Annotated in this window: 11 protein-coding genes; 5 read left to right on the forward strand and 6 right to left on the reverse strand. The window is 72.2% G+C overall.

The window, feature by feature from the left end:
* Window positions 1–39: 39 nt before the first annotated feature.
* Both SLP03_RS20550 and SLP03_RS20555 read right to left on the reverse strand, forming a co-directional pair.
* Window positions 40–1,254 (reverse strand): acyl-CoA dehydrogenase family protein, encoded by a 1,215-nt coding sequence (locus tag SLP03_RS20550; RefSeq protein ID WP_319462241.1) that lies wholly within the window; start codon window positions 1,252–1,254, stop codon window positions 40–42.
* 1 nt (window position 1,255) lies between these two features.
* Window positions 1,256–1,708, reverse strand: a complete 453-nt coding sequence (locus SLP03_RS20555) for an SCP2 sterol-binding domain-containing protein (protein ID WP_319462242.1) — start codon at window positions 1,706–1,708, stop codon at window positions 1,256–1,258.
* Window positions 1,709–1,786: 78 nt separating this feature from the next.
* Here SLP03_RS20555 and SLP03_RS20560 point away from each other — a divergent pair, with 78 nt between their 5' ends.
* Window positions 1,787–2,425 (forward strand): TetR/AcrR family transcriptional regulator, encoded by a 639-nt coding sequence (locus SLP03_RS20560; protein WP_319462243.1) that lies wholly within the window; start codon window positions 1,787–1,789, stop codon window positions 2,423–2,425.
* Window positions 2,426–2,568: 143 nt separating this feature from the next.
* Here the strand turns inward: SLP03_RS20560 and SLP03_RS20565 are convergent, their stop codons facing one another.
* A complete protein-coding gene (locus SLP03_RS20565; protein WP_319462277.1) occupies window positions 2,569–3,411 on the reverse strand; it encodes a MaoC/PaaZ C-terminal domain-containing protein in 843 nt (280 codons plus the stop codon).
* A 164-nt stretch (window positions 3,412–3,575) separates the two neighbouring features.
* Window positions 3,576–4,934, reverse strand: a complete 1,359-nt coding sequence (locus SLP03_RS20570) for a 3-oxoacyl-ACP reductase (RefSeq protein ID WP_319462244.1) — start codon at window positions 4,932–4,934, stop codon at window positions 3,576–3,578.
* Window positions 4,935–4,988: 54 nt separating this feature from the next.
* Between SLP03_RS20570 and SLP03_RS20575 the strand changes: the two genes are divergently transcribed.
* Window positions 4,989–6,281 carry an acetyl-CoA C-acetyltransferase gene (locus SLP03_RS20575; RefSeq protein ID WP_319462245.1) on the forward strand — a complete coding sequence of 431 codons (1,293 nt, stop codon included), beginning with the start codon at window positions 4,989–4,991 and terminating at the stop codon, window positions 6,279–6,281.
* A 67-nt stretch (window positions 6,282–6,348) separates the two neighbouring features.
* On the opposite strand, the gene SLP03_RS20580 is transcribed toward SLP03_RS20575, so the two are convergent.
* A complete protein-coding gene (locus SLP03_RS20580) occupies window positions 6,349–8,688 on the reverse strand; it encodes a PKD domain-containing protein (protein WP_319462246.1) in 2,340 nt (779 codons plus the stop codon).
* 345 nt (window positions 8,689–9,033) lie between these two features.
* Here SLP03_RS20580 and purB point away from each other — a divergent pair, with 345 nt between their 5' ends.
* Window positions 9,034–10,458: an adenylosuccinate lyase gene (purB, locus tag SLP03_RS20585; protein WP_319462247.1), complete on the forward strand. Its 1,425-nt coding sequence runs from the start codon at window positions 9,034–9,036 to the stop codon at window positions 10,456–10,458.
* A 40-nt stretch (window positions 10,459–10,498) separates the two neighbouring features.
* Here purB and SLP03_RS20590 read toward each other — a convergent pair whose 3' ends face one another.
* Window positions 10,499–10,960 (reverse strand): YbjQ family protein, encoded by a 462-nt coding sequence (locus SLP03_RS20590; RefSeq protein ID WP_319462248.1) that lies wholly within the window; start codon window positions 10,958–10,960, stop codon window positions 10,499–10,501.
* Between the two features lie 578 nt (window positions 10,961–11,538).
* Between SLP03_RS20590 and purS the strand changes: the two genes are divergently transcribed.
* Together purS and purQ are read left to right on the forward strand one after the other, a co-directional pair.
* Window positions 11,539–11,802 (forward strand): phosphoribosylformylglycinamidine synthase subunit PurS, encoded by a 264-nt coding sequence (gene purS, locus SLP03_RS20595; RefSeq protein WP_319462249.1) that lies wholly within the window; start codon window positions 11,539–11,541, stop codon window positions 11,800–11,802.
* Window positions 11,799–12,482 (forward strand): phosphoribosylformylglycinamidine synthase subunit PurQ, encoded by a 684-nt coding sequence (purQ, locus tag SLP03_RS20600; protein WP_319462250.1) that lies wholly within the window; start codon window positions 11,799–11,801, stop codon window positions 12,480–12,482. The genes purS and purQ overlap by 4 nt, the downstream gene beginning before the upstream one ends.
* Window positions 12,483–12,542: the final 60 nt, after the last annotated feature.

The following is a 12,542-nucleotide window of genomic DNA, read 5'->3' on the forward strand; positions in this document are numbered from 1 at the left end:
GCCCTGCCCACCCGTCGGACACCCGGGTCGGGCCCGCGGTCAGCGGATCTGCATCCCGGAGATGGCTCGGGAGATGACCAGGCGCTGGATCTCGGAGGTGCCTTCGAAGATGGTGTAGATCTTGGCGTCCCGGTACCAGCGCTCGACCGGGTGGTCGCGCAGGAAACCGGCGCCGCCGAGCAGCTGGACCGCCTTCTCGGTGACCGACACGGCCACCTCGCCGGCCTTGAGCTTGGACATCGAGCCCTCACCTGCGGTGAACGGCCGGTTGTTGCGACCCATCCACGAGGCGCGCCAGACCAGCAGCCGGGCCGCGTCGATCTCCATCTTCATGTCGGCCAACGCGAACGCGACCGCCTGGTTGGCGATGATCAGCCGTCCGAACTGGACCCGATCCTTGGCGTAGTCGAGGGCGTACTCGTACGCCGCCCGGGCCACGCCAAGGGCCTGCGCGCCGACCGTCGGCCGGGACAGCTCGAACGTCCGCATCGCGGCCTGGCCGGAGGCGCGCTGGCCGGAGCGGGCCCGGTCGAGGCGTTCCAGCAGGGCGTCCCGGCCGCCGAGCAGGCAGCGCCCGGGCACCCGTACGTCGTCGAGGAAGACGTCGGCGGTGTGCGATGCGCGCAGCCCCAGCTTGCGCAGCTTGCGGGTCGCGGCCAGCCCCGCCGTGCCCGGCGGTACGACGAACGCGGCCTGCCCACGGGAGCCGAGCGACGGGTCGATCGAGGCGGTGACCACGTGCACCCCGGCGATCCCGCCGTTGGTGGCGTACGCCTTCTGACCGTTGAGTACCCACTCGTCGGTGGCCTCGTCGTAGACCGCCCGGCTGCGCATGGCTCCGACGTCGGAGCCGGCCTCGGGTTCGCTGGTGCAGAACGCGGCGACGGCGGGCTCGTCCACGGTGCCGAAGCACTGCGGGACCCATTCGACGAGCTGGTCGGGGGTGCCGGCGCCGAAGATGGCGGCCACCGCGAGCGAGGTGCCGAAGATGCTCAGGCCGATGCCGGCGTCGCCCCAGAAGAGCTCCTCGCTGGCGATGGGGAGGGAGAGGCCGGTGGGATCGGCCCAGCAGGTGGCGAGGAACTCGAAGCCGTAGAGCCCGACCTTCGCCGCCTCCTGGATGACCGGCCAGGGGGTCTCCTCCCGGGCGTCCCACTCGGCCGCGGCCGGGCGCACGACCTCGGCGGCGAAGCCGTGCACCCAGTCGCGTAGATCCCGCTGTTCCTCGTTCAGGTCGAGCGAGAACTCGGCCATGTCAGGCCTTGGGGATGTTGAACAGGTTGGCGATGTTGGCCGCGAGGCCCAGGTCGCCCTTGGCCTTCAGCTTGCCGGTCATGAACATCATCACCGGGTTGGCGCCGCCGGAGACGATCTTGAGGAACTCGACGGGGCCCATGGTGAGGCTGAGCTTCGGGTCCCGGGTGGCGCCCTCGTTGACGGTGCAGGTGCCGTTGTCGATGACCACCTCGTAGGTGTCGGTGCCACCGTCGGGGCGGCCGGTGATGTTCCAGTGGATGACCGCGTTGGTGGCGCCGGCCTTCTCCGGGCGGAACAGCGACGGCATCCGGCCGAAGACCTCGCTGAGGATCTTGCCGCGCGAGTCGCCGGACATCACCTCGGCGATCTTGTCGTCGGGGGTGGACTTGACCAGCTGGGCGAACTCCTTGGGGCCGACGTTCGCGAAGTTGGCCGGGTCGAAGTCAGTCATGGGGGGAAACACCTCTCGGGCGGGCCGACTTTGGTTACTCTCGCGTAACCTTACGCACGAGTAGGTATGCTCGCAAGGGTGTCCACCACTCCCTCCTTCAAGCGCCTGCCCCGGGCCGTCCGGGAGCAACAGATGCTCGACGCCGCGGTCAAGGTCTTCTCCCGCCGCGGCTTCCACGCCGCCAGCATGGACGAGATCGCCGAGGACGCCGGCATCTCCAAGCCGATGGTCTACGCCTACCTCGGCAGCAAGGAGGAGCTCTTCGTCGCCTGCCTGCACCGCGAGGGCACCCGGATGATGGAGGCGATCGCCGGGGCCGCCGCCCCCGACCTGCCCGCCGACGAGCGGCTCTGGCGCGGCCTGCGCGCCTTCTTCGGCTTCGTCGGCGCCCACCGGGACGGATGGGCCGTGCTCTACCGCCAGGCCCGCGGCGAGCAGCCCTTCGCCGGGGAGCTGGCCATTATGCGGGGCCGGCTGGTCGAGGTGGTCGCCGGCATGCTGGACCACGCGCTGCGCGCCGAGGGGCGCGAGGTGGGCCCGACCGACCTGGAGGTGGTCGCGTACGCCCTGGTCGGGGCGACCGAGTCGCTCGCCGACTGGCTCGCCGACCACCCCGAGGCCGACCCGGAGAAGACCGCCACCCGGATGATGAATGTCGCCTGGCTCGGCGCCGCCCAGCTCGTCCACGGCGTCACCTGGCGCCCGCCCGCCGACTGACGGCACCCCCGATCAGCGGCCGGCGGCGGCGCGGGAGCGGGCGCGGCGGCGCAGCCAGCGCGCCAGCTCCAGACCGAACGCGCTGTGCTCATCGGCCTGACGCCGCGGGTGCCGGGGACGCCCGCGTCCCCGGCACCACCGGGTCAGCGGATCGTGCCGGTCAGGTGCGGGCGGCCGGACCGGGCGTCGTGCAGCGCGAAGTCCCAGCCGGGGGTGGCGCTGAAGGCCACCGTCGAGGGCAGCGGCACCGGCAGTTTGAACGCCACGTCGACCGTGTAACCGTCCGGCAGTCGACTCTCCAGCGCGGCCAGGCAGTGGGCCTTGCTCCACATGCCGTGCGCGATCGGCCGGGAGAAGCCGAACAGCCGCGCGCCCACCCGCGAGGTGTGGATCGGGTTGTGGTCGCCGGAGACCCGCGCGTAGTCCGTACCGACCCGGGGGGTGAGCCGCCAGTGCGCGGAGGGCGCCGGCGGGGTCGGCCGGTCACCCCGGTCGCGCCGCTCAGCACCGCCGGCCCCGCGCTCCTTGCCGAGGTACGTGGAGACGCCGCGCCAGACCTCCTCCCCGTCGACCGACCCGACGAGGACCACGTCGGCCTGCCGGCCCCGGTCGTGCGGGCGCAGGTTCTCCGCGTACGTCCGGAAGTCCAGCCGTTCGCCGGCCTCGACCGGCCGGTGCACGGTGATCCGGTTGGCCACGTGCACCACCCCGGTCAGCGGGATGGGGAAGTCCGGCGCGGTCATCAGCCGCAACGCCAGCGGAAACCCCATGACGTGCGGGTACGTCGCCGGCAGCCGGTCGGCGAGCCGGAAGCCGCAGACCCGGTCGTAGTCGGCGAGGTGCGCCCGGTCCACGGCGACGCCGGCCACGGTCAGCTCGACCGCGGGCAGCGTGTCGCTCCGCCGGCCGCCCAGGCCCGGCAGCGCGCCGAGCAGGGCGCGTCGGTAGAGCGCCCCGGCCGCCGGCATCCGGGGCAGCTCGACCATGGCCCGGCCGGCCGATCCGCTGGCCGGCCCGTGCGCGGCGAGGTCCTGGGTCGCGTCGGGGGGGACGACGAGCCCCGACAGGTCCCGGGTGGGGCCGTCGATCAGTTCGCGGACCGACAGGTCCTCGGCCGGGCCGTCGGCCGGCCGGTCCTTCCGCCTTGCCATCACGCCCCCAGCAGACTCTGGCCGCAGACCCGGACGACGTTGCCGCTGACCGCGCCGGTCGCCGGCCAGGCCAGCCAACCGATCGTCTCGGCGACGTCCACCGGCAGGCCGCCCTGGGACAGGCTGTTCATCCGCCGGCCCGCCTCGCGCAGCATCAGCGGGATGCGCGCGGTCAGCCGGGTCTCGATGAAACCGGGGGCGACCGCGTTGACGCTGATGCCACGTTCCCGCAGCGCCGGGGCCAGCGAGTCGACCAGCCCGATCACACCGGCCTTGCTGGTGGCGTAGTTGGTCTGGCCGCGGTTGCCGGCGATGCCGGCGATCGAGGAGACGGAGACGATCCGGCCGCCGGTCGGGATCAGGGCGCGTTCCAGCAGCACGTCGTTGATCCGCTCCTGGCTGGAGAGGTTCACGTCGATGACGGAGTCCCAGCGGTCGGCGTCCATCCGGCCCAACGTCTTGTCCCGGGTGATGCCGGCGTTGTGCACCACCACGTCTACCCGGCCGTGCCGGTCGGCGAGGTGCCGAGCGAGGCGGGCCGGGGCGTCCGGGGTGGTCAGGTCGAGCTGGACGGCGCTGCCGGCGATCTCGTTCGCCACCGCGGCCAACTCGTCGCCGGCGGCCGGGACGTCCAGCGCGACGACCTGGGCGCCGTCCCGGGCGAGCACCCGGGCCAGCGCGGCGCCGATGCCCCGGGCCGCCCCGGTGACCAGCACGACCTGCCCGTCCAGCGGGCGGTCCCAGTCGGCCGGCGGCTGTGCGGTGCCGGCGCCGACCCGGATGACCTGGCCCGAGACGTACGCGGAGCGCCCGGACAGCAGGAAGCGGAGCGTCGACTCCAGGCTGGTCAGGGTGCCGGGATCGGCGGCCTCCGTCACGTACACCAGTTGGGCGGTGACGCCCCGGCCGAACTCCTTGCCGATGCTGCGGGTCAGCCCCTCCAGGGCGCGCTGGGCGGTCGCCTCGCGCGGCGAGCCGCACTCGCCGGGCGGGGTGCCGAGCACGATCACCCGACCGCTGGGCAGCAGCGCCCGCGCCTGCGGGTGGAAGAAGTCGTAGAGCTGCCGCAGCTCGGTGGAGTCGGTGATGCCGGTGGCGTCGTACATTAGGGCGGCGTAGCGCGCGGTGGCGTCCGTGGCGGCGGCCGGGTCGCGCAGCTCGACCCCGGCGAAGGCCAGGATCTTGGTGGCCGGCTCGGCGAGCCGGCCACCGGCCGAGGCGCCGAGCAGGACCGGCCCGGGGACGAGCGGGTCGCCCGGCGTGTGCCGGCGCAGTCGAGGCGGGTCGGGCAGCCCGAGGCGCTTGACCAGCGCGCGACCGGCCCCCGATTGGACGAAGCTCGCGTACCTGTCGGTCATGGGCGTAGCCTACTGGCGAGTAGGGTTCGGGCAACAGTTTCGAGGAGGCCGATCGTGCAAAGTGTCCGGCGGGTCGCGGTCATCGGCGGCAACCGCATCCCCTTCGCCCGGTCCAACTCCCGGTACGCGCACGCGTCCAACGCGGACCTGCTCGGCGCGGCCCTGGACGGCCTGGTGGCCCGGTTCGGACTGGCCGGCCAGCGGGTCGGCGAGGTGGTCGCCGGCGCGGTGCTCAAGCACTCGAAGGACTTCAACCTCACCCGCGAGGTGGTGCTCGGCTCCCGGCTCGACCCGCGCACCCCCGCGTACGACATTCAGCAGGCCTGCGGCACCGGCCTGGAAGCGGCCATCCTGGTCGCCAACAAGATCGCCCTCGGGCAGCTCGACGTGGGCATCGCCGGTGGCGTGGACACCACCTCGGACGCGCCGCTGGCAGTCAACGAGGAGATGCGCCGCACCCTGATCCAGCTCAACTCCGCCCGGACCGTCGGCGAACGGCTGAAGGTCGCCGCGAAGCTCCGCCCGCACCAGCCGTTCAAGCCGGAGATCCCGCGCAACGCGGAGCCGCGTACCGGGCTGTCGATGGGGGAGCACGCGGCCCGGACCGCGCTGCGCTGGAACGTCGACCGGCAGTCCCAGGACGAGCTGGCGTTCCGCTCGCACCAGCGGCTCGCCGCCGCGTACGACAAGGGTTTCTTCGACGACCTGATGACGCCCTACCTGGGGCTGACCCGGGACCAGAACCTCCGCGCCGACACCAGCCTGGAGAAGCTCGGCTCGCTCAAGCCGGTCTTCGGCCACCGCGGCCCGGACGCCGAGCGGGCCACCATGACCGCGGGCAACTCGTCACCGCTCACCGACGGCGCCTCCACTGTGCTGCTGGCCTCGGAGGAGTGGGCGCGGGAGCACAGCCTGCCGGTGCTGGCCTGGTTCAGCTGGTCCGAGACCGCCGCGGTCGACTTCGTGCACGGCGACGAGGGGCTGCTGATGGCCCCCGCGTACGCGGTGCCCCGGATGCTGGCCCGCGCCGGGCTGACGCTGCAGGACTTCGACTACTACGAGATCCACGAGGCGTTCGCCTCGCAGGTGCTGGCCACCCTGGCCGCGTGGGAGTCGGCGGAGTTCTGCAAGGAACGGCTGGGTCTGGACGCGCCGCTCGGGCCGATCGACCGGGACAAGCTCAACGTCAACGGCTCCTCGCTGGCCGCCGGGCACCCGTTCGCCGCCACCGGCGGCCGGATCGTCGCCACCCTGGCGAAGCTGCTCGACCAGAAGGGGAGCGGGCGCGGCCTGATCTCCATCTGCGCCGCGGGCGGGCAGGGTGTGACGGCGATCCTGGAGCGCTGAGCCTTCGCGGAAACGGCGACGCCCGCCCGGGTCGTACCCGGACGGGCGTCGGTCGTTGCGGTGAGGATCAGGCGCCGAGGGTGAACTTCTCCCAGAGTCCGATCGAGGTGCGGTTGGCGATGAGCGGCTTGGTGCCGGCGCTTTCCGCGGTGACGTAGCGCTTGTTGACGCCCGCCTTGAGGCTGGCCGTGCCGTCGGCGTTGCGGACCAGGGTGAACCGTTCCCAGGCGCCGACGCTGGCCCGGTTGGCGATCAGTGGCTTGGCGCCGGCGCTCTCGGCGGTGACGAAGCGGTTGTCCGCGCGGGCGAACAGGGCGATCTGCCCGTTGCCGAGGTCGACCAGGTCGAACCGCTCCCAGGGGCCGACGCTGGTGCGGTTGGCGATCAGTGGCTTGACGCCGGCGCTCTCGGCGGTCACGTAGCGGTTGTTGGCCCGCGCCTTGAACGATCGACCGGCGTCCGCGACGTTGACCCGGTAGAACTTCTGGTTGGCCCCGATCGTGGTGGCGTTGGCGATCAGCGGCGTGGTGATGTTCGCCGTGGCGGTCACGTACCGGCCGCTGGCCGCGGACTTGAGGCTGATTGTGCCGTCCGCGTTGCTGACCAGGGTGAACCGCTGGTTGATCGTGACCGCGGTGCCCTGCCAGTTCAGCGCGGCGACGCCGGCGGTGTCGGCCGTGACGTACTGCCCGCTCGTGCGGGCGAGGAGCGCGACCTGACCGTTGCCCGCGTCCGCGAGGTCGAACTGGCTGGTCGCGTCCAGCGACGGGTGGTCCGCAGCCAGCGACGGCCAGGGAACGGCGGCCATCGGGCCGACGTACCGCAGGCCGGAGAGGGTGAGCAGCCCGAGGGTGCCGGTACGGGGCAGCACGCTCACCGGCTGGCTGACGCTGCTCTTCCGGCCGTCGGTGCCGACGACCTGCACCGAGACGCCGAAGCTACCCCGGGTGGCGTACTGGTGACTGGCGACCGGGGTGTCCTGGGTGACGACGGTGCCGTCCCCGAAGTCGAATCGGTAGGAGGCGATCGCGGCGACGCCCGCTTCCGAGGCGGAGGCGTCGGCGGTCACCGACCCGGCCGCGAGGTCCAGGGTCGCGGCGAGCCGGGCTTGCGGGCCGCGGATCGTCTCCACCGCGCCGCGGTCGGCGTACGTCACGGGTCCGGCGCCGGTGTTCGGCATCGCCGGGTCGTCGACCCGGGCGGTACCGGACCGGTCCTTCTCCGGGTAGCCGGGCGCGGCCGAGTTCGCCGAGTCGTATCCGGCCCTCGGGTCGGCGGTCTCCCGGTCGTGCGCGGCCTGGCCGGAAGCGGCACGGAACGCCGCCATGCTCATCGGCGCGTTCCAGGCGTAGATCGTCGGGGAGGACGCGACGTAGTGGTCGGCGTTGTTGTAGTCGACCACCGTGTCCCGGGTGGCGTCCCCGTACACGCCGATCTCCACCGCGTCCGCGGGCGCCCCCGGGCAGCTCTTGTTCCCGAGGACGGTGTCGTACCGGAGCAGGTTGTTCTGCACGGAGACGCCGCTGGACGCCCCGTCGACCCGGATGCTGTCGAGGCAGCGGCCCCGGACCGTGTTGTTGGTGATCGCCGTACCGGTGCCCCCGTGGTGGTGGATCCCGCCGCCGAAGCCGTCGTTCACCAGGTTGTTGACCACCACCGTGCCGCTCGACCCGGACTCGACGGAGATGGCCGCACCGGTGAAGCCCTCGATGGTGTTGTTGCGGACCATGTTGTCGTGCCCGGCGATCCGGATCCCGACGCTCCGCACGGCGATCGAGGTGGACGGAGCGCCGTTGACCGTCATGGCGGCCAGACTGACTCCGCTGGTGGCCTCGTCCAGGACGACACCGTCGCTGATCCTCGGCCCGCCGACGTAGCTGCGGGTGATCGACGACTGGGTGACACCGGTGAGCCGGATCACCGGTGCGGTGGAACCGTCAGCCACGCTGAAGCCACCGCCGTCGACGGTGACGCCCGAGGCGTTGCGCAGGTCGAGCGCGGGCAACTCAGTCGCGCCGGTGGCCTGGAACCGCTGGATGGTGATGTCGTGCTGGCCGTCGATGGTGAGGCCCGCCGTCGGGCCGACCAGATAGGCGTCGCCGGTCGAGGAGCTGCTGCGGAACACGATCGGCTGTTCCGGCGTGCCGGAGCTGGCGACGATGACGCGTTCCCGGTACGTGCCCGGACCGACGTCGATGGTCTGGCCGGCGGTGACGATCGCAGCGGCCGGTGCGACCGCGCAGAACGGCTCCGCGAGGGTGCCCGGCCCGGTGTTCGAGCAGGCCGTCGAGAACTGGCGGACGTAGAGCACGGCCGCGTCGGCGGCCTGCGCGGGAGCCGCGATGGAGAGCAGGGAGCCGCCGGTGACTGCGAGGGCGGCGAACCCGGCGAGGAAGGGAGTACGCATGTGGTCCCCTGAAGGGAGGAGGGTCCTCCGTGGAGGAGGAAGGATCGGCGTAGGCCGAGAGCCAGTTGACCGGCATCATGCCCGGGCAGCGGGTGTCCCACGGCCCCGGCCGGCATAACGGACAGACGGAGCACTCGTCACTACTCGGCTCGACCGGCACGTGGAAACGCCGACGCCCGCCGGGGACGGATCTCCGGCGGGCGTCGGTGGGCGGTGGGATCCGGCCGTCGGGCGACGTCCACCATGATCTTTCCCATCCACGTCTCCCATCTCGTGGCGAGCACCCGCAGTATCCGTTGGTGACCCTGTCCAGGGGCGGACGTCGTGTACGGGAGAATGAGGCGCGTGACGACGATCCCGAACGTGCTCGCCAACCGGTACGCCTCGCCCGAACTGGTCGCGCTCTGGTCGCCGGAGCAGAAGGTGCACATGGAGCGGCGACTCTGGCTCGCCGTACTGAAGGCCCAGCGGGACCTGGGCGTGCCGGTGCCGGACGGGGTGGTCGGGGCGTACGAGCGGGTGGTCGATGACGTCGACCTGGCCTCCATCGCGGCGCGTGAGCGGGTCACCCGGCACGACGTGAAGGCCCGGATCGAGGAGTTCAGCGCGCTCGCCGGGCACGAGCACGTGCACAAGGGGATGACCTCCCGGGACCTCACCGAGAACGTCGAGCAGCTGCAGGTGCGGGCCTCGCTGGAGCTGATCCGGGATCGGGTGGTGGCCACCCTGGCCCGGCTCGCCTGGCACGCCCACGAGTACTCCGGCCTGGTGCTGACCGGCCGGTCGCACAACGTGGCCGCGCAGGCCACCACGCTCGGCAAGCGCTTCGCGTCGGCGGCGGAGGAGCTGCTGATCGCGTACGAGCGGCTGGAGGATCTGATCGGCCGCTACCCGCTGCGCGGCATCAAGGGCCCGGTCGGCACCGCCGCCGACCAGCTCGACCTCTTCGACGGCGACGCCGGCAAGGTGGCGGAGCTGGAGCGCCGGGTCGCCGAGCACCTCGGGTTCAGCCGGGTGCTGGACAGCGTCGGCCAGGTCTACCCCCGGTCGCTGGACTTCGACGTGCTCTCCGCGCTGGCGCAGACCGCGGCGGCGCCGAGCAGCCTGGCCACCACGATCCGGCTGATGGTCGGCCAGGAGCTGGTCACCGAGGGCTTCAAGCCGGGTCAGGTCGGGTCCAGCGCGATGCCGCACAAGATGAACACCCGCTCCTCCGAGCGGGTCAACGGCTTCGCGGTGATCATCCGGGGTTACCTGTCGATGGTCGGTGAGCTGGCCGGCGACCAGTGGAACGAGGGGGACGTCTCCTGCTCGGTGGTCCGCCGGGTGGCCCTGCCGGACGCGTTCTTCGCCGCCGACGGGCTGTTCCAGACCTTCCTCACCGTGCTGGACGAGTTCGGGCCGTACCCGGCGGTGATCAACCGGGAGCTGGAGCGCTTCCTGCCGTTCCTGGCCACCACCAAGATCCTGGTGGCGGCGGTCCGGCGCGGCGTCGGCCGGGAGGTGGCGCACGAGGTGATCAAGGAGCACGCGGTCGCCGTCGCCCTCGCCATGCGGGAGAAGGGCGCCCCCGACAACGACCTCTTCGACCGCCTGGCGGCCGACGGGCGCCTGGGTCTCAGCCGCGCCGACATCGACGTCCTGGTCGCCGACCGCAACGCCTTCGTCGGTGCCGCCGCCAGTCAGGTCGACCGCATCACCGCCCGCATCGCCGACGTCGTCGCCGCCCACCCCGACGCCGCCGTCTACTCCCCACCCCCCATCCTCTGACCCACGCGGCTGGGTGCGGGCGTGCGGCGCGAGGGCGGGGTCAGGAGTCGCGGGTGGGGGTTTCGGCGGCGGAGCTGAGGTTGGGGGCGCTCGCGGGTTCGGCGATGCCGCCGGGGGCCGACGCGATCTCCGGCTCGTGGGCCGTCTCCGCCGCCACCATGGGCTGGTCGGCCGGCATGACGTCCGGCATCTTGGGTACGACGATCACCGCCGTGCCGTACGCGCAGATCTCCATCCACATCTCGCCGCAGTCCCGGCTGTCGAAGCGCATGCCGATCACCGCGTTGGCGCCGAGCCGCTGGGCCTCCTCGCCGAGCCGGGCCACCGAGTCGGTACGCCAGCGGGTGAGGTTGTCCGGCGCCATCGGGTCGTACGCGCCACCGCGCAGGTTCTTGACGCCCTCGCGGTAGGGGTTCCGGGTCCTTGCCATCGAGGACACCACTTCGCCGAGGATCTGGCGGATCTCGTAGCCGGGCAGTTGATCCGTCGTCACGACCAGCACGTTCCGATGCTGTCAGGTGGGGAGCGGGCCGTTCGTGAGGGTTGTTCACCTGATCGGATGCTGCAAAACGTCGCGCCGGGGTCGGGTGGGCTGTGGGATGCCCGTACGGCGGGAACTGTCGGACATCGGCCAGTCGGGCGGTCCCCTGCCACGGCCGTGCCGGATGTCCGAGAAGGCATGATCGGTCCCGAAAGCGGCGGGAGTCGACACCGCGGGACATGCCTCGCCGGAGCGGGTGCGTGGCCCGGTCCGCCCGGTCGTCGCCCCGATCTCCCCGACGGAGCCGGCCGCATGGAACCCCACCGATGTCCTCCGGGGCCTGCGGGGCGTGCGACATGCGGTGGCGCGACCACTGCCGATGTAACAATCTGGCCACCTGTTGCGCTGTGAATCGCCTGGTGCGGGCAGGTTTCGCGGCCGCCCGGACAGTGCGTCGGCCCGCTCTCCGCCGGTTATGTTGATCAGTGTCTGGACTGCGCCCGGCCGGTGCGGCCGGGACGGTATCTGCCAGGTAGGCTGGCTGCGCTCGCCCGATTGTGGGTCGGCACCCAAACTGCGTACACAGTCAGGAGTGCCCAGTGCCTCGCGTCGTCGTCGACGTCATGCTCAAGCCCGAGATCCTCGATCCGCAGGGCCAGGCCGTCGCAAACGCGCTGCCCCGGCTCGGCGTCAGCGACGTCGCCTCGGTCCGGATCGGCAGGCGGATCGAGATCGAGTTCACCGGTGAGCCGGACCTGGACCGGGCCCGGGAGATCGCCGACAACCTCCTCGCCAACCCGGTCATCGAGGACTTCACCGTCCGCCTGGTCGAGACCGACGAGACCGCGGACGCGCACCAGTGACCGCCCGGGTCGGTGTGGTGACGTTTCCCGGCTCGCTCGACGACGGGGACGCGGCCCGTGCCGTCCGGATCGCCGGCGCCGAGCCGGTGCGTCTCTGGCACGGCGACCCGGAGCTGCACGGGGTGGACGCGGTCGTCCTCCCCGGCGGCTTCTCCTACGGTGACTACCTGCGCTGCGGTGCCATCGCCCGGTTCGCCCCGGTGATGGAGACGATCGTGGAGGCGGCCCGGGGCGGCCTGCCGGTGCTCGGCATCTGCAACGGCTTCCAGATCCTCTGCGAGGCCCACCTGCTCCCCGGCGCGCTCACCCGCAACCAGCACCTGCACTTCCGCAACCGCGACCAGATCCTGCGGATCGAGTCCGCCGGCACCGCCTGGACCAACGCCTTCCAGCCGGGCCAGGAGGTGCTGATCCCGGTCAAGAACGGCGAGGGCCGCTACGTCGCCGACACCGCGACGCTGGACCAGCTCGAGGCCGAGGGTCGGGTCGTCGCCCGCTACCTCGGCGGCAACCCCAACGGTTCGCAGCGCGACATCGCCGCGATCACCAACCAGGCCGGCAACGTGGTCGGCATCATGCCGCATCCCGAGCACGCGGTGGAGGCGCTCACCGGCCCCTCCCTCGACGGTCTCGGCTTCTTCACCTCGGTGCTCAAGCACCTGGTGGGGGCGCCGGCGTGACCGTGCGCGGGTTCATCGGTCGGCTCACCCGCCGGTACGGCGGCGAGCGCAGCGAGGAGA

The organism is Micromonospora sp. RTP1Z1 (assembly GCF_033804685.1).
Taxonomy (GTDB): domain Bacteria; phylum Actinomycetota; class Actinomycetes; order Mycobacteriales; family Micromonosporaceae; genus Micromonospora.

What these genes read in the sequence shown, in the direction of transcription:
- SLP03_RS20570 (WP_319462244.1), bottom strand. Translation starts at nt 4,934, where the DNA reads ATGACCGACAGGTACGCGAGCTTCGTCCAATCGGGGGCCGGTCGCGCG.
- SLP03_RS20550 (WP_319462241.1), bottom strand. Translation starts at nt 1,254, where the DNA reads ATGGCCGAGTTCTCGCTCGACCTGAACGAGGAACAGCGGGATCTACGC.
- SLP03_RS20555 (WP_319462242.1), bottom strand. Translation starts at nt 1,708, where the DNA reads ATGACTGACTTCGACCCGGCCAACTTCGCGAACGTCGGCCCCAAGGAG.
- SLP03_RS20580 (WP_319462246.1), bottom strand. Translation starts at nt 8,688, where the DNA reads ATGCGTACTCCCTTCCTCGCCGGGTTCGCCGCCCTCGCAGTCACCGGC.
- SLP03_RS20565 (WP_319462277.1), bottom strand. Translation starts at nt 3,411, where the DNA reads ATGGTCGAGCTGCCCCGGATGCCGGCGGCCGGGGCGCTCTACCGACGC.